This is a genomic window from Microbacterium croceum (assembly GCF_023091245.1).
Lineage (GTDB): Bacteria > Actinomycetota > Actinomycetes > Actinomycetales > Microbacteriaceae > Microbacterium > Microbacterium croceum.
In genome coordinates this window covers 378,123-398,698 of record NZ_JAHWXN010000002.1, presented here as the reverse complement: position 1 = coordinate 398,698, position 20,576 = coordinate 378,123, and the positions used below count along the sequence as shown (strand labels likewise).

Annotated in this window: 16 protein-coding genes and 1 tRNA gene; 11 read left to right on the top strand and 6 right to left on the bottom strand. The window is 68.3% G+C overall.

Features of this window, described 5'->3' with window-relative positions; translation table 11 throughout:
- Position 1 precedes the first annotated feature (1 nt).
- The 11 genes from KZC51_RS15955 to KZC51_RS15905 all read left to right on the top strand — a co-directional run bounded on the left by KZC51_RS15955 (position 2) and on the right by KZC51_RS15905 (position 14,669).
- On the top strand, positions 2–760 hold the full coding sequence (locus tag KZC51_RS15955) for an HAD family hydrolase (protein WP_247631009.1): 759 nt from the start codon (positions 2–4) through the stop codon (positions 758–760).
- Positions 757–3,267, top strand: a complete 2,511-nt coding sequence (locus KZC51_RS15950) for a glycoside hydrolase family 65 protein (RefSeq protein WP_247631008.1) — start codon at positions 757–759, stop codon at positions 3,265–3,267. Before KZC51_RS15955 ends, KZC51_RS15950 begins: the two co-directional genes overlap by 4 nt.
- A 53-nt stretch (positions 3,268–3,320) precedes the next feature.
- On the top strand, positions 3,321–5,753 hold the full coding sequence (locus tag KZC51_RS15945; RefSeq protein WP_247631007.1) for a DNA polymerase III subunit gamma and tau: 2,433 nt from the start codon (positions 3,321–3,323) through the stop codon (positions 5,751–5,753).
- On the top strand, positions 5,753–6,346 hold the full coding sequence (gene recR / locus KZC51_RS15940; RefSeq protein ID WP_247631006.1) for a recombination mediator RecR: 594 nt from the start codon (positions 5,753–5,755) through the stop codon (positions 6,344–6,346). The genes KZC51_RS15945 and recR overlap by 1 nt, the downstream gene beginning before the upstream one ends.
- A 34-nt stretch (positions 6,347–6,380) precedes the next feature.
- Positions 6,381–7,298, top strand: a complete 918-nt coding sequence (locus KZC51_RS15935) for a DMT family transporter (RefSeq protein WP_247631005.1) — start codon at positions 6,381–6,383, stop codon at positions 7,296–7,298.
- A 204-nt stretch (positions 7,299–7,502) separates the two neighbouring features.
- Positions 7,503–8,783 (top strand): aspartate kinase, encoded by a 1,281-nt coding sequence (locus KZC51_RS15930; RefSeq protein ID WP_247631004.1) that lies wholly within the window; start codon positions 7,503–7,505, stop codon positions 8,781–8,783.
- Between the two features lie 242 nt (positions 8,784–9,025).
- Positions 9,026–10,096, top strand: a complete 1,071-nt coding sequence (locus KZC51_RS15925) for an aspartate-semialdehyde dehydrogenase (protein WP_247631003.1) — start codon at positions 9,026–9,028, stop codon at positions 10,094–10,096.
- A 177-nt stretch (positions 10,097–10,273) separates the two neighbouring features.
- Positions 10,274–11,743, top strand: coding sequence for a malate:quinone oxidoreductase (locus KZC51_RS15920; protein WP_247631002.1), 1,470 nt, complete (start codon positions 10,274–10,276; stop codon positions 11,741–11,743).
- Positions 11,744–11,749: 6 nt separating this feature from the next.
- Positions 11,750–12,403 carry a thymidine kinase gene (locus KZC51_RS15915; RefSeq protein WP_247631001.1) on the top strand — a complete coding sequence of 218 codons (654 nt, stop codon included), beginning with the start codon at positions 11,750–11,752 and terminating at the stop codon, positions 12,401–12,403.
- Between the two features lie 215 nt (positions 12,404–12,618).
- A complete protein-coding gene (locus KZC51_RS15910) occupies positions 12,619–13,341 on the top strand; it encodes a FadR/GntR family transcriptional regulator (RefSeq protein WP_247631000.1) in 723 nt (240 codons plus the stop codon).
- Positions 13,342–13,409: 68 nt separating this feature from the next.
- Positions 13,410–14,669, top strand: a complete 1,260-nt coding sequence (locus KZC51_RS15905) for an alpha-hydroxy acid oxidase (RefSeq protein WP_247630999.1) — start codon at positions 13,410–13,412, stop codon at positions 14,667–14,669.
- 39 nt (positions 14,670–14,708) lie between these two features.
- Here KZC51_RS15905 and KZC51_RS15900 read toward each other — a convergent pair whose 3' ends face one another.
- The 6 genes from KZC51_RS15900 to KZC51_RS15875 form a co-directional block, all read right to left on the bottom strand.
- Positions 14,709–15,551, bottom strand: coding sequence for a DUF1295 domain-containing protein (locus tag KZC51_RS15900; protein WP_247630998.1), 843 nt, complete (start codon positions 15,549–15,551; stop codon positions 14,709–14,711).
- Between the two features lie 38 nt (positions 15,552–15,589).
- Entirely contained in the window at positions 15,590–16,345 is a 756-nt protein-coding gene (locus KZC51_RS15895) for an HAD-IIB family hydrolase (RefSeq protein ID WP_247630997.1), read from the bottom strand.
- Positions 16,342–16,818 (bottom strand): VanZ family protein, encoded by a 477-nt coding sequence (locus KZC51_RS15890; RefSeq protein WP_247630996.1) that lies wholly within the window; start codon positions 16,816–16,818, stop codon positions 16,342–16,344. The genes KZC51_RS15895 and KZC51_RS15890 overlap by 4 nt, the downstream gene beginning before the upstream one ends.
- Positions 16,819–16,884: 66 nt before the next feature.
- Positions 16,885–16,961, bottom strand: a tRNA-Pro gene (locus KZC51_RS15885).
- Between the two features lie 56 nt (positions 16,962–17,017).
- Positions 17,018–17,959 carry a metallophosphoesterase gene (locus KZC51_RS15880; protein WP_247630995.1) on the bottom strand — a complete coding sequence of 314 codons (942 nt, stop codon included), beginning with the start codon at positions 17,957–17,959 and terminating at the stop codon, positions 17,018–17,020.
- Positions 17,953–20,520 carry a transglycosylase domain-containing protein gene (locus KZC51_RS15875; protein ID WP_247630994.1) on the bottom strand — a complete coding sequence of 856 codons (2,568 nt, stop codon included), beginning with the start codon at positions 20,518–20,520 and terminating at the stop codon, positions 17,953–17,955. The genes KZC51_RS15880 and KZC51_RS15875 overlap by 7 nt, the downstream gene beginning before the upstream one ends.
- Positions 20,521–20,576: the final 56 nt, after the last annotated feature.

Below are 20,576 nucleotides of genomic sequence, written 5' to 3'. Positions count from 1 at the left end.
TGTGCCCGAAGCCCTTCCCGATCTGCTCGCCGCCGACGGCGTGCTGTTCGACCTCGACGGCGTGCTCACACCCACCGCCGAGGTGCACATGCGCGCCTGGAAGGTGGTGTTCGACCAGGTGTTCGGGCAGTGGGGCATCACCCCCGCCTACACCGACGCCGACTACTACGACTACGTCGACGGCAAGAAGCGCTACGACGGCGTGGCCAGCCTGCTGCACAGCCGCAACGTCGAGGTGCCCTGGGGTGCGGTCGACGATCCGCCGGAGGCCGAGACGATCTGTGGCATCGGCAACCGCAAGAACGACGCGTTCGCCGCCTCGCTGCGCGCGGAGGGCATCGCCCCATATCCGGGGTCGCTCGCGGTCGTGCAGCGCCTGCACGAGGCCGGAGTCCCGCTCGGGGTGGTGTCGAGCTCGAAGAACGCCGAAGAGGTGCTCGGCGCCGCCGGACTCCGCTCCTACTTCCGTGTGGTCGTCGACGGCGTCGTCGCCGAGCGCGAGAACCTCGCCTCCAAGCCCGCGGCCGACATGTTCCGCGCCGGTGCCGAGAACCTCGGCGTCGATCCTGCGCGCAGCATCGCGGTGGAGGACGCCACCTCGGGCGTGGCCTCCGCTGCCGCAGCAGGGTTCGCCGACGTCATCGGCGTCGATCGCGGCGCGGGTGCCGACGCTCTGACCGCCGCCGGTGCCACCGTCGTCGTCGACGATCTCTCCCTCTTCCTCCCGCTCACCCCGAACCACCCCACGGAGACCGCATGATCGACCGCGACCGCTTCCCCGTCGACCCGTGGCGTCTCGTCGAGACGCGCTACTCCGAGGAGGGCGTCGGCGAGACGCTGTTCTCCGTCGGGAACGGCTACCTCGGCCTGCGCGGCAACCACATCGAGGGGAGAGGCGCGCACGAGCACGGCACGTTCATCAACGGACTGCACGAGACCTGGCCGATCCGCCACGCGGAGCAGGCGTACGGCTTCGCCGAGGTGGGCCAGACCATCGTCAACGCGCCGGATGCGAAGGTCATGCGCGTCTACGTGGACGACGAGCCGATCTCGTTCGACGTCGCCGATGTGCGCGAGTACCGCCGCACGCTCGACATGCGCACGGGCGTGCTCGAGCGCATCGTGGTGTGGGAGACGCCGTCGGGAAAGCGGGTGCGCATCCGAGACGAGCGCATCGTGAGTTTCGAGGAGCGCCACCTCGCCGTGCTCCGCCTCGAGGTCGTCGTCGAGAACTCCGACGCCCCCGTCACGATCAGCTGCCAGCTGCTGAACCGTCAGGACGGCGCCGGCGTGTACGCCGGCACTCCCGCCGCGGCCAAGAAGCCGGCCGGATTCGACCCGCGCAAGGCCGAGAAGATCGCCGACCGGGTGCTGGAGCCGGCCGAGCACTGGCAGGACGGACTGCGCTCAGCGCTGTCGTACCACGTCGCCGATTCCGGGATGACGGTGGCTGTGGTGGCCGACCACATCATCGAGACCGAGAACGAGTACAACGCCCGCACGCTCATCGAAGCCGACATCGCCAAGAACGTGTTCCGCGTGCAGGCCAAGGCCGGAGTCCCGATCCACGTCACGAAGCTCGTCAGCTACCACACCTCGCGCGGCGTGCCGCCGCGTGAGCTCGTCGACCGCTGCCGCCGGTCGCTGGACCGCGTGATCGTCGAGGGCGTCGAGACGCAGTTCCAGCGCCAGCAGGAGTGGCTGGCAGCGTTCTGGGAGCGCAGCGACGTGCAGATCGGCGGGCGCGATGATCTGCAGCAGGCCACCCGCTGGTGCCTGTTCCAGCTCGCCCAGGCCTCGGCGCGCGCCGACGGCACCGGGGTGCCGGCCAAGGGCGTCTCCGGCTCGGGCTACAGCGGCCACTACTTCTGGGACACCGAGATCTACGTGCTCCCGTTCCTCACGTACACGTCGCCGCAGTGGGCGCGTAACGCCCTGCGCGCCCGTGTGCACATGCTGCCTGCCGCGCGCCGACGCGCCGCGCAGCTCAACGAGGCCGGCGCGCTGTTCCCGTGGCGCACGATCAACGGCGAGGAGGCCTCGGCCTACTACGCCGCCGGCACCGCGCAGTACCACATCAACGCCGACGTCAGCTTCGCGCTCGGCAAGTACGTGCGCGCCACCGGCGACGAGGAGTTCCTGCGCCGGGAGGGTGCGGACGTCGCGGTCGAGACCGCGCGCCTGTGGGCGACGCTGGGCTTCTGGCGCAGCTCGCGCCTGGTCGAGGAGGTCGGCGCGGATGACGGCATCCAGACCTTCCACATCCACGGCGTGACCGGACCGGACGAGTACACGACGGTGGTGAACGACAACCTCTACACGAACGTCATGGCGCGCTACAACCTGCGCTACGCCAGCCGCATCGTGCGCGAGATCGCCGAGAGCTACCCCGAGGACTACGCCCTGCTGGTCGAGCGCACCGGACTGGGCGAGGGCGAGGCCGACGCGTGGGAGCGCGCGGCAGAGGCCATGTTCATCCCCTACAGCGAAGCCCTCGGCATCCACCCGCAGGACTCCCTGTTCCTCGAGCGCGAGGTCTGGGACCTGGCGCACACCCCCGACTCGCAGCGCCCGCTGCTGCTGCACTTCCACCCCCTGGTGATCTACCGCTTCCAGGTCTTGAAGCAGGCGGATGTCGTGCTGGCGCTGTTCCTGCAGGGCAACCACTTCTCGCCGGAGGAGAAGCGCGCCGACTTCGACTACTACGACCCGCTGACCACCGGCGACTCGACGCTGTCGGCCGTGGTGCAGTCGATCCTCGCAGCCGAGGTCGGCTATCAGGACCTCGCGCTGGAGTACTTCTCGCAGTCGCTGTTCGTCGACCTGCACGACCTGCACCACAATGCGGCGGATGGCGTGCACGTGGCCTCCGCCGGTGGCGTGTGGACGGCGCTGGTGTGCGGCTTCGGCGGCATGCGCGACTACGCCGGAGAGCTCAGCTTCGACCCGAGGCTCCCTGCCGGTTGGCCTTCGCTCTCGTATCCGCTGCAGTGGCAGGGGTCCGCGGTGCAGGTGACGATCACCAAGGACGAGCTGCGGGTGCAGGTGCGCTCCGGAGATCCGGTGCCGTTCACGGTGCGCGACGAGGCGTACATCGCCACGGTCGAGGCCGAGGTCGTGGTGCCGCTCGCCGACCAGGGACCGCTGATCCCCGGGCGCCCGACACTGCGGCAGTTCGCGGACGCCCGTCGCGAGGACGGCACCCGCCTGTCGGCATCCGTCCCCGTGATCACGACGGCGATCCCGGTGATCGAGCCCGTCGACTGAGAGGTGCACCGCGGAGCCCGCCGAACGTCCGTGGCACGCCGTAGGCTGTTGAGGTGACCACAGCCCTCTACCGCCGCTACCGCCCCGAGACGTTCGGCGAGATGATCGGGCAGTCCCAGGTGACCGATCCACTGATGACGGCCTTGCGCGGCGACCGCGTCGGTCACGCCTATCTCTTCTCCGGACCGCGCGGGTGCGGAAAGACGACCTCTGCGCGCATCCTCGCGCGCTGCCTGAACTGCGCGGAAGGCCCGACCGACGTGCCGTGCGGCACCTGCCCGAGCTGCGTCGAGCTCTCGCGTGCGGGCGGGGGATCGCTCGATGTGGTCGAGATCGACGCCGCCAGCCACAACGGCGTCGACGACGCCCGCGACCTGCGTGAGCGCGCGACCTTCGCCCCGAGCCGTGACCGGTACAAGATCTTCATCCTCGACGAGGCGCACATGGTCACCCCGCAGGGGTTCAACGCGTTGCTCAAGCTCGTCGAAGAGCCGCCGGAGCACGTGAAGTTCATCTTCGCGACCACGGAGCCCGAGAAGGTGCTCGGCACCATCCGTTCGCGCACGCACCACTACCCGTTCCGGCTCGTGCCGCCTGCGGCGATGCTCGAGTACGTCGAGAAGCTCTGCACCGAAGAGGGGGTGCTGGTGGAGCAGGGAGTGCTGCCGCTCGTCGTCCGCGCCGGCGGTGGTTCTCCGCGTGACACGCTGTCGTTGCTCGATCAGCTGATCGCCGGCTCCGACGCCCCGGCGGACTCGCCCACGGTCACAGTCGGATACGCCCGTGCCGTCGCCCTTCTCGGCTACACCCACGGTGCCCTGCTCGACGAGATCGTCGACGCGCTCGCCGCCGCAGACGCGGCTGCCGCCTTCCCCGCGATCGATCGCGTGGTGCAGACCGGTCAGGATCCGCGTCGCTTCGTCGACGATCTGCTCGAGCGTCTGCGCGACCTCATCGTGATCGCAGCGGTCGGCAGCGGGGCGTCTGCGGTGCTCCGCGGCATCGCCGATGACGAGCTCGAGCGCATGCGCGCTCAGGCGCAGGGCTTCGGTGCGGCACGACTGTCGCGCACCGCCGATGTGGTCAGCGCTGCGCTCGACGATATGTCGGGAGCGACCTCGCCGCGCCTGCACCTCGAGCTCATGGTCGCGAGGGTCCTCGCCGCAGCATCCGCAGAGGCGACGGCACCGGCGATGGCTTCGACCCCCGCGGCCGCGCCCGTCGCGCGCACCACGGCTGCAGGCCTGCCCCAGGCACAATCGGCCCCGCCGGCTGCGGTCGCCCAGGCGACGCCCGCTCCGTCACCTGCTGCTGATCCTGCCGCCGCTGCGGCCGCTGCGTCTGGGGCACCTGCTGCCGCTCCCGTGCCGGGCGCCCAGGCGCCGGCGGTCGCTGCCGCCGCTGAGGTGCCTGCTGCCGCTCCCGTGCCGGTCGAGGTCGAAGCCCCCATCGCGGAACCCGAGCCTGCCGTCGCGCCGACCGGGCCCGTGACCTTGGCGCGCGTCACGGCGGCGTGGCCCGCAATCCTCACCCGGCTCGAGAGCATCAGCCGCATGTCGTGGCTGGTCGTGACGACCGTACAGCCGCTGGCCTATGACACCGATTCCGAGGTGCTCACCATCGGGTTCGCCAGCCAGCACGACGTCGGCAAGTTCAAGGGCACCACGCCCGGTACCGGGCCCTCCGATCACCTGCGCACCGCGATCGAGCAGGAGCTCGGCGTGCGCGTGAAGTACCTGCCTGCGCCGCTTCCCGCCGCCGGGTCGTCCGGTGCCCCCGGAGGGTCCGGTTCGGCATCGGACGCTGCTCCCAAGAACTTAGCTCCGTCGAAGGACTCAGCCCCGTCGAGAGGCTCGGCACCGTCGAGAGGCTCAGCCCCGTCGACCGCGAAGCCATCAGCCTCCACGTCCTCTCGGCCGCAGTCTCACGGCTCGTCCGCGCCCGCGGTCACCGAATGGGCTGTCGCTCCGATCCCCGCAGGCCCCGCAGGTGAGGCGCCGCTCAGCAGCCCCACGGCCGCGCTGCCGGTCGATGAGGAGCCCGAAGAGGTCGAAGCAGCCGCATCCGCGCCGGCGCCGCCTGTCGATGGCGGTGTCGACAGGGGAGAACCGCCGCTTCCCGGTGACGACGACGTGCCTTACTTCGACGATGAGCCGCCGTACGATCCCTCGTACGAGCCTGCGCCGCCTCAGGAGCAGGGGCCGCCCGCGCGCGGTGCATCATCTGCGCCGGTCTCGTCCGGCCAGAACCCTGCGCACAGCGGCGGCCAGAACCCTGCGCACAGCGGCAGCTCGCCCTCGGCCCAGGGCGCCGCTCCCCGTGTGGTCGCCCCACCGACGCCCCGTTCCGCACCCACGCCGACCGTGAGCGAGCGCGCCCCCACCGCCGGGGGAGTGCAGCGCTACGGAGAGGCCGTGATCCGCCAGGTGCTCGGCGCGACGTTCGTGCGCGAAGAGCCCTATGAGCCCCCGACGAGGTTTGCCTGATGTACGACGGCATCGTTCAGGAACTGATCGACGAGTTCGGTCGTCTTCCGGGCATCGGCCCGAAATCAGCGCAGCGCATCGCATTCCACATCCTGCAGACACCGACCTTCGATGTCGCGCGCCTGTCTGAGCTGCTGCGCGACATCCGCGATCGCGTGAAGTTCTGCGACGTGTGCGGCAACGTGTCCGAGCAGGATCGCTGCGCCATCTGCCGTGATCCTCGCCGCAACCAGACGCTGATCTGCGTCGTGGAAGACGCCAAGGACGTCTCGGCGATCGAGCGCACCCGCGAGTTCCGCGGCCTGTACCACGTGCTCGGTGGGGCCATCAGTCCGATCGCGGGCATCGGACCCGACGACCTGCGCATCGCGCAGCTGATGACACGTCTCGCCGACGGCACGGTGCAGGAGGTCATCATCGCCACGAACCCGAACCTCGAGGGCGAGGCGACGGCCAGCTACCTGAGCCGGCTGCTCACCACCATGCAGATCACGGTCTCCCGCCTCGCATCCGGGCTCCCGGTGGGCGGCGACCTGGAGTACGCCGACGAGGTCACGCTGGGGCGTGCCTTCGAAGGTCGGCGCGTCCTGTGACCGGAACCGTTGCGTCGCAGCGCGCGGGGATGCGGTGAACGCCGGCGGTGGGTTCTCCCGCCGCGGGTGGCTGCTGTTCGGCGCGATGGCCCTGCTGTGGGGCGTGCCCTATCTATTCATTAGCATCGCGGTCGAGTCGATCTCGCCCGCGGCCATCGTTGCTGGTCGCACGCTCATCGCCGCGCTCCTGCTCCTGCCGTTCGCGATCCGCAGCGGCGCCCTGCGCGCGGCGTGGAAGCACTGGCCCTGGGTGCTGGCCTTCGGTGCTGTCGAGATGGCAGGACCCTTCCTGCTGCTCGGGCATGCCGAGCTGACGCTGCCCTCCGGTATGACGGGGCTGCTCGTGGCCACCGTTCCGCTGTTCGCCGCGGTGATCGCGCTCAGCGGGGGAGACCGCGGGGTGTTGAGACCGTCACGGGTGATCGGTCTGATCGTCGGCTTCCTCGGTGTCGCCGTCGTGGTCGCCGGTCCCGGGCTCTTCGGAGGCGAGGTGAGTCTGCTCGCCGCCGGTGAGGTGCTGCTCGTCGCGATCCTCTACGCGACGGCGCCGTTCATCGTCGCCCGCAAGCTCGGCGCTGTGCCCTCTCTCGGCACGATCACCCTCTCGTTGCTGATGATCGGCGTGTTCTATCTGCCCATCGGCGCCCTGACGCAGCATGAGGTCCCGACGTTGCCGTCGATCTTCGCGCTGCTGGCGCTCGCGGTCATCTGCACCGCGGTCGCCTTCCTGGCGTTCTTCGCACTCATCCGCGAGGTGGGTCCGGTGCGCGCCCCCCTGTTCACCTACGTCAACCCGGTCGTGGCGATCCTGCTCGGAGCGCTCGTGCTGGCCGAGCCGCTCACGCCCGGTCTGCTGGTCGGCTTCCCGCTCATCATCGCCGGCTGCTGGTTCGCCGCCACCGGCGGACGACTGCGGCCCGTCTCACCCCAGGCGCTCCCGCCTTCCCTCTGACGCCCTCGTGCATCCGCGCCGCGCCTCCCGAGTGCACGACTCGTCGCCGAACGCACGGCTTGCGCAAGGCTGTATCCCGTGCATTCGGCGAGAGCCCGTGCACTCGGCGCCAGGCGTGGGGAGGGCGTCACATGCGCACCGGGGCATATGGGCCGATCGTAGAATGAGCGTGGGCGAATCCGCCCGACATCCCAGGGAGTGATCGTGGCCCTCATCGTGCAGAAGTACGGCGGCTCGTCCGTCGCCAACGCAGAGAGCATCAAGCGCGTCGCCAAGCGCATCGTCGACACACGCCGTGCCGGGCACGACGTGGTCGTCGCCGTCAGCGCCATGGGCGACACGACGGATGAGCTGCTCGACCTCGCCAACGAGGTCGCGCCCATCCCCGCGCCGCGCGAACTCGACATGCTGCTCTCGAGCGGTGAGCGCATCTCGATGGCGCTGCTGGCGATGGCCATCCACTCGATGGGCTTCGAGGCGCGTTCCTTCACGGGCAGCCAGGCCGGCATGATCACGGACTCGCAGCACGGCGCCGCCCGCATCGTCGACGTGACGCCGGTGCGGCTGCGCGAAGCCCTCGACGAAGGCGCGATCGTCATCGTCGCCGGATTCCAGGGCTTCAACCGTGATACCCGCGACATCACCACGCTCGGCCGCGGCGGCTCCGACACCACGGCCGTGGCTCTCGCAGCCGCGCTCGACGCCGACGTGTGCGAGATCTACAGCGACGTTGACGGCATCTTCACGGCTGACCCGCGTGTGATCCCCCGGGCGCAGAAGCTCGACCATATCTCCAGCGAGGAGATGCTCGAGCTCGCCGCCAACGGCGCGAAGGTGCTCTACATCCGCGCCGTCGAGTACGCACGCCGTCACGGCGTCCTCATTCACGCCCGGTCGACGTTCTCGTCGTCCGAGGGTACGTACGTTCTGGGCGAGGGCATGAAGAACCCTCGCGAAGCCGAGGGAGCAGACATGGAAGAACCGATCGTCGCGGGCGTCGCCACCGACTTCAGCCAGGCCAAGATCACCGTCGCCGGTGTGCCCGATGTCCCCGGCAAGGCGGCCGAGATCTTCAAGATCGTCGCGAAGAGCGGCGCCAACGTCGACATGATCGTGCAGAACGTGTCGGCCACCGGCCGCACCGACATCTCTTTCACCGTGCCGAAGGCCGATGCCGCTGGTGCGCTGAAGGCGCTCGCGGGCGAGCAGACCGAGGTCGGCTTCCAGAACCTGGTGCACGACGACCAGATCGGCAAGCTGTCCGTGGTGGGCGCGGGAATGCGCACGCATTCGGGGGTCTCTGCCGTCCTGTTCGAGGCCCTCTCCGCCGGTGGCATCAACATCGAGATGATCTCGACTTCCGAGATCCGCATCTCGGTGGTGCTGCGGGGTGACGACCTCGCCGAGGCCGCTCGCACCGTGCACACCGCCTACGGTCTCGACGGCGAATCCGACGCCACGATCCACGCCGGCACCGGTCGCTGACCGCATCCTCCACCTCGGAGGTAGGCGAAAGCGGCGGGGGAGGAGTAACTCGGCGGAATCGACCTACGCCGGCGTATTCTCCTACCCCGGTGACGGCCCCACCGCCCGTCAGCACGCCATCCACATCCCGCGTGTCGCGATAGACTCGCCGGAACCCTGACATCGGCGCCAGGCGCAGCATCAGCATCCCGACGCCGCGCCTTCCGCCTCGTACGCAGCACTGCACGACGCCAAGGAACCTCATGACCCGCATCTCCGACTCAGGACTCTCCGTCGCCATCGTGGGCGCCACCGGCCAGGTGGGCACCGTGATGCGCGAGATTCTCGCCGAGAGGTCGTTCCCGATCCGGGAGCTGCGCCTGTTCTCCTCGTCGCGTTCCGCAGGGAGCGCGATCGAATACGGGGGATCGACGGTCATCGTCGAAGACGTCGAGACGGCGGATGCCGCCGGCATCGACATCGCCCTGTTCTCGGCCGGAGCCACCGCGAGCCGGGCCTACGCGCCCCGTTTCGCCGAGGCCGGTGCGGTCGTCGTCGACAACTCCAGTGCCTGGCGTAACGACCCCGATGTTCCGCTCGTGGTCAGCGAGGTCAACCCGCACGCGATCGACGACCGTCCCAAGGGCATCATCGCCAACCCGAACTGCACCACGATGGCCGCGATGCCTGTGCTCAAGGTTCTGGATGCCGAAGCCGGACTCGAGCGCCTGATCGTCTCGACCTACCAGGCCGTCTCCGGCTCCGGCCTCGCCGGCGCTCAGGAGCTGCTGGGGCAGGTCGAGGGTGTCCTCGCCCAGGGCGACACGCTGCGCCTGGTGCACGACGGCTCGGCCGTCGACTTCCCGCAGCCGGAGAAGTACATCGCGCCCATCGCGTTCGACGTGATCCCGTTCGCGGGCAATCTCGTCGATGACGGCCAGAACGAGACCGACGAGGAGAAGAAGCTCCGCAACGAGAGCCGCAAGATCCTCGAGCTGCCCGCGCTTCGCGTTGCCGGCACCTGCGTGCGCGTCCCGGTCTTCACCGGGCACTCGCTGTCGATCAACGTCGAGTTCGCTCGCGACATCACGCCCGAGCGGGCGCGAGAGGTACTCTCCGTCGCTCCCGGCGTGGTCGTCGAAGAAGTCCCCACGCCGCTGTACGCCGCGGGCAAGGACCCGAGCTACGTCGGTCGCATCCGCGCCGACCAGTCCGCCCCTGAGGGCAAGGGTCTCGTGCTGTTCATCAGCAACGACAACCTGCGCAAGGGCGCGGCGCTGAACGCCGTGCAGATCGCCGAGGTCCTCGCGGAGCGCCTGAGCGTCTCCGCCTGATCTGAGAACGGCCGCACCTTCTGCGGCCGTTCTCACGTTCTGCGGCCCTGATCGGCCGAGCGGGCCGCAGAACTGTGCGCGGGCCGCAGAAGTGGCATCGGGCCTCAGTGATTGGGATGCGCGTCACGGAGCCCGCGGATGGTCCGGGGCATAGCGCCTCCGAACTAGACTGTTGTGGTGACCGAAACCGTCGATGTCGTCCTGATCGGTGGTGGCATCATGAGCGCCACCCTGGGTACTCTGCTGCATGAATTGCAGCCGGAGTGGAAGATCGTCGCCTTCGAGCGACTCTCCGAGGTGGCTCAGGAGAGCTCCAACCCCTGGAACAATGCGGGAACCGGCCACGCCGCGCTGTGCGAGCTGAACTACATGCCGCAGGGCGACGGTCCGCTGGACCCGGCCAAGGCCATCTCGATCAACGAGCAGTTCCAGCAGAGCCGCCAGTTCTGGTCATCCCTCGTCGAGCGGGGCGTGCTCGACGCGCCCTCCACGTTCATCAATGCGACACCGCACATGACGTTCGTGCGCGGTGAGAAGGATGTCGCGTACCTCAAGGCGCGCTACGAGGTGCTCAAGAAGCAGCCGCTGTTCGCCGGTATCGAGTACAGCGAGGACTCCCGCGTCATCAACAAGTGGGCTCCGCTCCTCATGCAGCAGCGTCGCAAGGGGGAGCCGTTCGCAGCGACGCGCGTGCCGGCTGGTACCGATGTCGACTTCGGTGCGCTCACGCATCAGCTCTTCGACCACCTCACCGCATCGGGCGTCACGCTGCGCACGAACCACGAGGTGCGCAGTCTGAAGAAGCAGAAGGACGGCACCTGGCTCGTCAAGTACCGCAACCGTATCGGCCGCACGCCCAACGAGATCAAGGCGCGCTTCGTCTTCGTCGGCGCCGGCGGCTGGGCGCTCAAGCTGCTCCAGAACTCCGGCATCCCGGAGATCAAGGGGTACGGTGTCTTCCCGATCGGCGGCCAGTTCCTCAAGACCACCAACCCGCAGGTCGTCGCGCAGCACCAGGCGAAGGTGTACTCGCAGGCATCCGTCGGCGCTCCGCCGATGTCCGTGCCGCATCTCGACACCCGTGTGGTCGACGGCGAGGCCTCGCTCATGTTCGGCCCGTTCGCGACGTTCAGCCCGAAGTTCCTGAAGAACGGCTCGATGCTCGACATCGTCTCGCAGGTGCGCACGCACAACCTGCTGCCGATGCTGCAGGTGGCGGTGAAGAACCCCGACCTGATCACGTATCTGATCGGTGAGCTGCTGAAGAACCACGCGAAGAAGGTCGACAGCCTGCGCACCTTCATGCCTACGGCGAAGGATGAGGACTGGACGCTCATCGACGCGGGTCAGCGCGCCCAGGTGATGAAGAAGGATCCTCAGAAGGGCGGCATCCTGCAGTTCGGCACCGAGGTCGTCTCCTCGGCCGACGGATCGATCGCCGGCCTCCTGGGCGCATCGCCCGGAGCATCCACCGCGGTCCCGATCATGCTGAGCCTGCTCAAGTCGTGCTTCCCTGAGGAGTACCCCGGCTGGGAGCCGGAGCTGCGGGCGCTGATCCCCACGTTCGGCGAGCAGCTGAACACGGACGCCGCGCGCGCGGAGGAGTCGACGGCAGCCACGGCCGCGACCCTCGGCATCAACGTCTGAGAGACCGTGGCCAAGCTCTACTTCCGCTACGGCGCGATGAACTCGGGCAAGTCCACTGCACTGCTCCAGGCCGCCTACAATTACGAGGAGCGCGGGCAGCATGTGCTGCTCGCGAAGCCGGCCATCGACACCAAGGGCGCCGGTGAGATCGCAAGTCGCCTCGGAGTGACCCGCCCCGTGGATTTCCTGATCGCGCCGGATGACGACGCACGCCACTTGTTCGCGCGCAATCGCGAGCGCGCGGGGCGCGCCGTCGAAGAAGAGCTCCTGCCCAGCGGTCCCGTCGATGTGGCCTGTCTGCTCGTCGACGAGGCGCAGTTCCTCACCCCCGCGCAGGTCGACGACTTGTTCCGGATCGCGGTCGAGGACGGCATCCCGGTGATGGCCTACGGCATCCGCAACGACTTCCGCACGCACGCCTTCCCGGGGTCCGCCCGCCTGCTCGCGATCGCCCACTCCCTCGAAGAGCTCAAGACGATCTGCCGCTGCGGACGCAAGGCAGTCTTCAACGGGCGCGTGATCGGCGGGCGTTTCGTCTTCGACGGAGACCAGGTGGCGATCGATGAGGGGGCCGACGGCTCCGCAGCTCCCGAGTTGACGACATATGAGTCGCTGTGCGGTACGTGCTACCTGGAGGAATCCGGCGGACGCCTGGGCTGAGTCTCCTGCCCTCTCCGGCAGCTCACGCGACTGGCCGGTGTCGTCGCGCGCACGTGCACAACTCAGGAAGATGTTCGGCCGCGCACGGAGGAGCGACGCGTACGCGCCGTTTTCCTCATGTTCTTCCTGAGCTGCGTCCGCGGTGGAGCGGGGATCGTCCCGTTTGCGTGGTCAGACCACACGCGATACTCTGTGGTCTGACCACAGGAGGCCACATGTCGGAGCAGCCGGCGCGCGCATGGCGACTCGTTCTCGAGCGCATCGAGAGCGACCTCCTCGACGGCCGTCTCGGTCCGGGCGACCGCCTGGCCTCGGAGCGCGACCTCGCCACCGAGCTCGGCGTCGGCCGCTCCAGCGTCCGTGAGGCGTTGCGGGTGCTCGAGGTCATGGGGCTGATCCGCACGGCCACCGGCTCCGGACCCCAGGCCGGCGCGATCGTGATCGCGACGCCCTCCGGGGGGATGTCGGCGCTCCTGCGGCTGCAGGTGGCCGCACAGGGCTTCCCGCTGCACGATGTGGTCGAGACCCGACTGGTGCTGGAGGATGCCGTGGTCGCCGCCCTCGCCGCAGCTGACGGCCGTGACACGGCACGAGCGCACCAGCTGCTCGCGGCGATGGAGGGGCCTGATCTGACACCGGGGGAGTTCCTGGCTCTCGACGCGCAACTGCACCTCTCGCTCGCCGAGTCGAGTGGCAATGCGGTCATCGCGGCGATGATGGCGGGGCTGCGCTCCTCTATCGAGTCGTACGTGCAGGAAGGGGCCGCCTCGATCTCCGACTGGGCGGCAATGGCCTCGCGTCTGCGCGCCGAGCATCACGCGCTCATCGCGGCGATCGATGCGGGTGAGGCCGATACCGCGCGCGCCCTCGTGCACGCCCACATCGCCGGCTACTACGAGAACGCCCTGGGTTCTCGCCTTCCGCCATCCGCCCCGTGATCCACCCGAACACCCCGGGAGTCCGTCCCGGGGAGCCGCTACCGAGAACCACGACTGAGAGGAACGCCATGGTCCAGCGCCAGGTTCCCAACCCCGCAGAACTCCTCGAGCTGATGAAGTTCAAGAAGCCAGAGCTCAACGGACGTACGCGTCGTCTGAACGGTGCGCTCACGATCGACGACCTCCGCACGATCGCGAAGCGCCGCACGCCCAAGGCCGCGTTCGACTACACGGATGGCGCGGCCGAGGGCGAGCTCTCGCTGACGCGCGCCCGTCAGGCGTTCCAGGACGTGGAGTTCCACCCCGGCATCCTCCGCCCCGCGCCCGATGTCGACACCCGCGTCGACATCCTCGGCGGTCCGTCGGCGCTGCCGTTCGGCATCGCGCCGACGGGCTTCACCCGGCTGATGCAGACCGAGGGGGAGGTCGCGGGTGCGGGAGCTGCTGCGGCCGCCGGCATCCCGTTCACCCTCTCGACTCTCGGCACCACCTCGATCGAGGGCGTCAAGGCGGCCAACCCCACCGGGCGCAACTGGTTCCAGCTGTACGTCATGCGCGACCGCGAGATCTCGTACGAGCTCACGCGTCGTGCCGCGGCCGCTGGATTCGACACGCTGCAGTTCACGGTCGACACCCCGGTCGCGGGTGCCCGTCTGCGCGACAAGCGCAACGGCTTCAGCATCCCGCCGCAGCTGACGCTGGGGACGATCATCAACGCGATCCCGCGCCCGTGGTGGTGGTTCGACTTCCTCACCACGCCGAAGCTCGAGTTCGCCTCGCTCAGCACCACCGGCGGCACTGTGGGCGAGCTGCTGGACGCGGCGATGGATCCGACCATCAGCTACGACGACCTCGCCGTCATCCGCGACATCTGGCCCGGGAAGCTCATCATCAAGGGTGTGCAGAACGTCGAGGACTCCGTCCGACTCCGCGACGCCGGTGTCGACGGTATCGTGCTGTCGAACCACGGCGGCCGTCAGCTGGATCGTGCGCCGATCCCCTTCCACCTGCTGCCCGAGGTGCGACAGGCCGTCGGAGACGACTTCACGGTGATGGTCGACACCGGCATCATGAACGGTGCCGACATCGTGGCCGCTGTCGCGCTCGGTGCCGACTTCACGCTCATCGGCCGTGCCTATCTCTACGGTCTGATGGCGGGCGGGCGACAGGGCGTCGATCGCACCATCGCGATCCTGCGCACCGAGATCGAGCGCACCATGCGACTGCTCGGGGTGGCGTCGCTCGCCGAGCTCGAGCCCTCCCACGTGACGCAGCTCACCCGCCTGGTGCCGGTCTCGCGTGCGGTCACCAAGGTGAACGCCCGCTGATCCCATCGTGTGCCACCCGCGCGGCTGCTTCGACCGGTCTCAGGACTGCGGAGCGGTCGCGCGGCTGCGCGGAGGCCACGGGATGAGCATCGACGTGGTGCGCCGGTAGTCGGCGTAGGCGGGGTACTTCGACGCCGTGATCGACTCGGTGAAGATCGTCGAACCGATGAACAACTCGGTCAACAGCGACGCGCCCACGATGCTCGGGTTCAGAGCCCCACCGATCACCCCGCTGCCCGTCGACACGGCCGCGGTCGCCCCGATCGCGTAGAAGGCCCACCACTGTGCCTGCTCGAAGAAGAAGTTGGGGTGGCGGCTGAATCGGAACAGGCCCGAGGTCGCGAAGCCGGGGGAGAGCGTCCCGCCGGCGCGCTTCTTGCGCTGATGGAAGTTCCACTGCTGCTGGTCGGCGACGGTCTCTCCCACCAGGAATGCGAGGAACGCGAGCGCGAACACGATATCCCACACGGTCAGGCCGGACGGATGCTGCGCGGCGACGGCGGCAGGCAGCGTGATCAGCACGAGCAGCGTCATCTGGTACCCGATGATGAAGAGCACGTTGAAGATCTGGAACTGCCACGGGCGCATGCGTCCCCGCAGGACGGCCCAACGGTAGTCCTCCACGCCGGAGTAGCCGCCCTTGCGCGCGAAGTTGAACGTCAGGCGGGCGCCCCAGGCGGTGGCGAGGACGCCCATCAGCACCACTCGGGCGGACCCGTCCCCGCTCGCGAATGCTCCCGCGACGAAGATCCACACGTAGACGACCGGGACGATCGACCACGCACGGTCCACCCACGACGTGTCCCGGGTGATCAGCGACAGCACCCAGCATCCGAGACTGGCGACCGCGGCGACGACGATGACGATCAGCAGGGCATCCATGACGCCATGCTAAGGCCCGTGTGCGGCGGGGCGGCGACTCAGAGCGTCTTGAGCAGCGCGTCGAGCTTGTCTGCGGTGTCCTCCCACCCTTCGACGGCGACGGAGGGCACCCCCATCGCGAGCACCGGGTAGTCATTGCCGCCCTCGTCCAACCGGTCGCCGTAGAACAGCATCGAGGTCAGCGGGATGCCGGTGCGCGCGGCGAGCTCTCGCATGCCGAACGCCTTGTCGATCCCCTCCTGGGTGATGTCGATCGAGGTCGACCCGCCGGAGCGGACTTCGAGGCCGGGGAGACGGGCGGCGACGGCGTCACGCAGTGAGGCGCGCTTCGCGCCGCTGGGGTCCCACTCGTGCTTCGCATCACGCGGTGCGCGCTGTCCGAGCGCGGAGAAGGTGATCTGGGAGCCGCGGTCCTCGAGGATCTCGCCCCACGGGTCCGACTCCCACAGCCCCAGACGCTCCGCTTCTTCGCGCAGCGCTGTCAGTGCGGCCGCCTTCTGCTCGTCGCTGAGGTCGTGGGCGTACACCGGCGCGAACTCGACGCCGTCATGACGGAGGTAGCGGGTGCCGCAGGTGGGCAGCAGATGCAGTCGAGCGAGATCGGAGGCATCCGCGTCGCCGAGCTGGGCGATCACCTGCGTGCGGAACTGCGTCTCGTTGCCGCCGGAGATGATGGCGACGTCGACCGACCGCAGCAGCGCGCGCAGCAGCGTCGCGATACGCGGGTCGATCGCGCCCTTCGACGGGGCGAGGGTGTCATCGAGGTCGAAGGCGACGAGAGCAGGCGTGGTCATGATGCTTCCACCCTAGGAGATTCACGCTGTGCGGTGCGCGGAGCGAACAACAGGGTGCAGACGAGAGCGATCGCGACTCCGATGGTCGCGCCGGCGGAGTTCGCCAGGACGTCGCTGAGGGTCGCGGCGCGGTGGGGCAGCGCGACGCGCTGGGCCCCCTCGATCGCGAGGGAGATGGCGGGCCCGACGAGCAGTGCCACCGGCCAGACGATGCGGGGGGTGAAGAGGAAGGCGATCACGCCCACCGGGACGAACACCAGCACGTTGGCGATGATCTCGAGGCGGGTGAAATCGAGTGAATCCCAGCCGACCCGGTGCGCCGCACCGAGCACCAGATCGAGCAGGTTCGGCATCGACCGCTCGACGCGCGCCGGGGTGAGCGTCAAGATCGCGAGACCGGCGAAGAAGGGGATGCCCACGGCCAGCGCCCAGCCGCGCGTGCGGCGTCGAGGGGCGGGGAGCATCGGGCTCATGCCTTCCCTTTCGTGGCGTTCCCGGTACAGAGAAGGCCGCCCCTGAGGGCGGCCTTCCGGTGTTACTGGTCGGGGTGACAGGATTTGAACCTGCGACCTCTTCGTCCCGAACGAAGCGCGCTACCAAGCTGCGCCACACCCCGTTTGCAACCCTCCGAGTCTACAGGGAAATGTCCCCGACACCGAATCGGGGCCAGGATCAGCTCCGTGCCGTCAGCGTCAGCAGCGTCGCCTCGGGGCGGCACGCGAAGCGCACGGGGGCGTAGATGGAGTGTCCGCACCCTGCGCTGACATTCAGCGGGATGGTGCGACCACCATGCGACCAGGTGCTCAGTCCCTTGGCCTGCTTCAGCGGGATGTCGCAGTTCGCGACGATTGCGCCGAAACCGGGGATGCAGACCTGTCCGCCGTGCGTGTGGCCACCGAAGATGGCATCCGCATCCAGGTCGGTGAACCTGTTCAGCACGCGCTGATACGGCGCATGCGTGACGCCGAGCACTGAGGTGCCGGCATCCCGCGGGCCGAGGGCCGAGATCGCTTCGGGGAGGACCTCCAGCTTGTCCCAGTGACGGTGGGCATCGCTCACGCCGAACAGGTCGAGCGTGTGCCCGGCGACGGTCAGACGCGCGGCGGCGTTGTTGAGATCCGTCCAGCCGAGGTCGTCCGTGAAGAAGCGATCCATCGCATCCGTGTCGAGGAAGGTGGGCTCCCGGTGCCGCTTCGAGGGTCCCGAGAAGTAGCGCAGCGGATTGCGCGGCGCGGGGCCGTTGATGTCGTTCGACCCGTGTACGAAGACCCCGGGGATCCCGGCGAATGGCTCGAAGGCACGACGGATGCCGGCGAGCCCCTCCTCATGTCCGAGGTTGTCGCCGGTGTTCACGACCAGGTCGGGTTGCAGTTGTGCGAGGGAGGCGAGCCAGTCCTGCTTGCGGTGCTGCCACGGTGCCATGTGGGCGTCAGAGACGTGCAGCACGCGGAGCGGCGATGAACCGGGTGCGAGCGCAGGCGCGGTCACCTCGCGCACCGTGAACAGGTAACGCTCGATGCCGATGCCCCAGATGGCTGCCGCCACGCCCGCGGCCCCCACCGCGCTGAGCGCGATGAGGGCCGGGCGGGCGGGCGACCGTGAGGCCGTCAGCACGACACCGAGATCTTGGTGGACTTGTTCGCCGCCGAGTTCGCCGCGGGGCTGGTGCTCGTCACCTTGGCGCCAGGCGCGCTGCACGAGGCCGCGAAATCGACGGAACTGAACCCTGCGCCCACGAGCGCGGCCCCGGCGGCTGTCGCGTTCTGCCCCGTCACATCGGGGACTGTCCCGCCTTGACCGTTGCTGGGCGAGATCGTCACGGTGCTTCCGCCTGCGGTCTGGCCGGACGGATCCTGCTCCACGACGATGTTCGTCGCCTTGTCGCTGTCGACCGGATCTCCGACCGAGACGGAGAATCCTGCGGCCTGCAGCTCCGCCGTCGCTTCGTCGATCGTCTTGCCCACCACGTTCGGAACGTTGGTGAGCACGCGACGGGTCAGGTTGTTGTCCGGGCGAGGGAAGGCGTCGCCGGGGTATGCGGCGTTGGCCGCGGCCTGGGTGACGCGGGCGAGCGGGTATCGCATCTCGTTCAGAAGCGCGGTGCCTCCCCACACGTTGAAGATGTTGGTCTCCCGGCCGTCCCAACGTCCGGCCCAGACGGCAGTGGCGACCTTCGTGCTCGACTCGATCATCATCGTCTGAGAACGATTGTGCGTACCGGTCTTACCGATCAGCGGCGTGCCGTCGTAGGGGTTCGCCCTCTGTCCGGTTCCGCCGTTCATGACGCCCTGGAGTGCGTATGCCGCCGTTGCTGCGACCTCGGGAGAGATGACCCCTTCGGTGCAGGAGGCTGCGGGCAGTTCGCGCTCTTCGCCGTCGGGGCCGACGACGCGATCGATCGCGCGCGGCGTGCAGTACTTGCCCCCGCTGGCGACGGTCGCGTAGGCGTTCGCCATGGCGAGTGGTGAGATGTTCTTCGAACCCAGGATGTCGTATGCCTGGTTGTCCTTGTTGGCCTTCGTGCCGTCGGCGAGCGTGACGCCCATGCGGTCGGCGACCGTGTTGATGTCGCAGATGTCGAGCTTCGACGCCATGGCGAAATAGCCGCTGTTGAGCGACTGCGCCGTGAAGTTCATGACCGAGCTCGTGTAGCCCTGGCTGCCGCCGAAGTTCCCGATCTCCTTGGTGTTGGCCACGAGCGTGCCGCCGCCTTCGCAGGCCTCCGAGGTGAACTTCATGTTCGTCTGCACGCGGCCGTTGAGCACCTCATTGACCGAATGGCCCTTCTCGAGCCAATCGATCAGGGTGAACAACTTGTAGGTGGATCCCACGGGGAAACCGCCCGAGTCGCCGTGCACCTGGTCACCGGCGAACACGAGGGAGGTCTTTCCCATGTCGTCGCTCGGCGTCTCAGAGAATTGCGTGTTCTGCGTCATGGACAGGATGCGTCCCGTACCCACCTCGATCGAGACACCGGCAGCACCGAAGGCCTGGTTGTCGAAGTTCGCGGGGACGGTGTCCTTCATCACGGTGACCGCCGCGTTCTGGATGCGATAGTCGAGGCTCGTGTAGATCTTCAGGCCACCGCGACGGAGGAGCTCCGTGCGGTCCGACTTCTCGGCACCGAATGCCTTGTCGTTCTCGATGATGGACTTCACGTACTGGCAGAAGTAGGCGTTGACCTTCGCGGCGGCGCAGCCCTGGGTCGGCTCCTTGATGGCCGGCACGATCTCCGAGGCATCGGCTTCGTCGTATTGCGCCTGCGTGATCTTGCCGTTGGCGAGCATGCGTCCCAGTACGTAGTGACGGCGGTCCTTCGTGTCCTTGTACCCGTCGTCGACGCCGTTGTGAGCCACGCCGTCCTTGGTCGTGTACGTGCCGCCCGGCTTGTCGATGCGGTAGGTGTTCGGGTTCTGCACGATGCCGGCCAACGTCGCGGCCTGCGCGACGGTCAACTTCGATGACGACGTGGAGAAGTAGTAGCGCGATGCGGCCTCGATGCCGTAGACCGTGCCGCCGAAGTTGGCGATGTTGAGGTAGCCGAGAAGGATGTCGTTCTTCGAGTAGTCCTTCTCGATCTGGATCGCGTAGCGCATCTCCTGCAGCTTGCGCTCGATGCCGTCGGTGCCCTTCGCCTGGGTCGCGTTCTCCCAGCAGGCCTGGAGCTCTTCGGCGTAGGTCTCCGAGGCCGTGTCGACCTCCTGCTCGCACTCTTGGATCAGCACGTTCTTGACGAACTGCTGGCTGATCGTCGAGGCGCCGCGAGACGACGTGCCCTTGAGGTTGTCGATCACGGCGCTGATCGTGGCGCCGAGGTTGACGCCACCGTGGCTGTAGAAGTTCTTGTCCTCACTGGAGAGGATCGCGTCGTACAGCACCGGGGCGATGTGCTCGTACGTCACCGGGATGCGGTTCTGCTCGTAGAACGACGCGAGCACGATGTCCTTGCCATCGGGGTCGGTCGCGTAGATCGTCGACTGCTCCATCGGCGTGACGGGGTTCAGCTTCTCGGGAAGCTTGTCGAACAGCGTGAGGGCCTGGGTCCCGGCTACGCCCGTCATCGCGAGGACAGGGGTGACGCTGGCTGCGACGAGGAGTCCGGCGACGGCGCTGAGACCGACGACCCCGAGGAGGCCGCCGAGCACGCCGTTCACCGTGCGATTCTTTTGAGGCATACGCTGATCGTAGGGGAGTTCCCTGAATACCGGCTTTGACGAGCGCACGCCCGATT

Coding starts and splice junctions, on each gene's coding strand:
- KZC51_RS15950 (WP_247631008.1), top strand. CDS start 757: ATGATCGACCGCGACCGCTTCCCCGTCGACCCGTGGCGTCTCGTCGAG.
- recR (WP_247631006.1), top strand. CDS start 5,753: ATGTACGACGGCATCGTTCAGGAACTGATCGACGAGTTCGGTCGTCTT.
- KZC51_RS15925 (WP_247631003.1), top strand. CDS start 9,026: ATGACCCGCATCTCCGACTCAGGACTCTCCGTCGCCATCGTGGGCGCC.
- KZC51_RS15910 (WP_247631000.1), top strand. CDS start 12,619: ATGTCGGAGCAGCCGGCGCGCGCATGGCGACTCGTTCTCGAGCGCATC.
- KZC51_RS15905 (WP_247630999.1), top strand. CDS start 13,410: ATGGTCCAGCGCCAGGTTCCCAACCCCGCAGAACTCCTCGAGCTGATG.
- KZC51_RS15900 (WP_247630998.1), bottom strand. CDS start 15,551: ATGGATGCCCTGCTGATCGTCATCGTCGTCGCCGCGGTCGCCAGTCTC.
- KZC51_RS15895 (WP_247630997.1), bottom strand. CDS start 16,345: ATGACCACGCCTGCTCTCGTCGCCTTCGACCTCGATGACACCCTCGCC.
- KZC51_RS15890 (WP_247630996.1), bottom strand. CDS start 16,818: ATGAGCCCGATGCTCCCCGCCCCTCGACGCCGCACGCGCGGCTGGGCG.
- KZC51_RS15875 (WP_247630994.1), bottom strand. CDS start 20,520: ATGCCTCAAAAGAATCGCACGGTGAACGGCGTGCTCGGCGGCCTCCTC.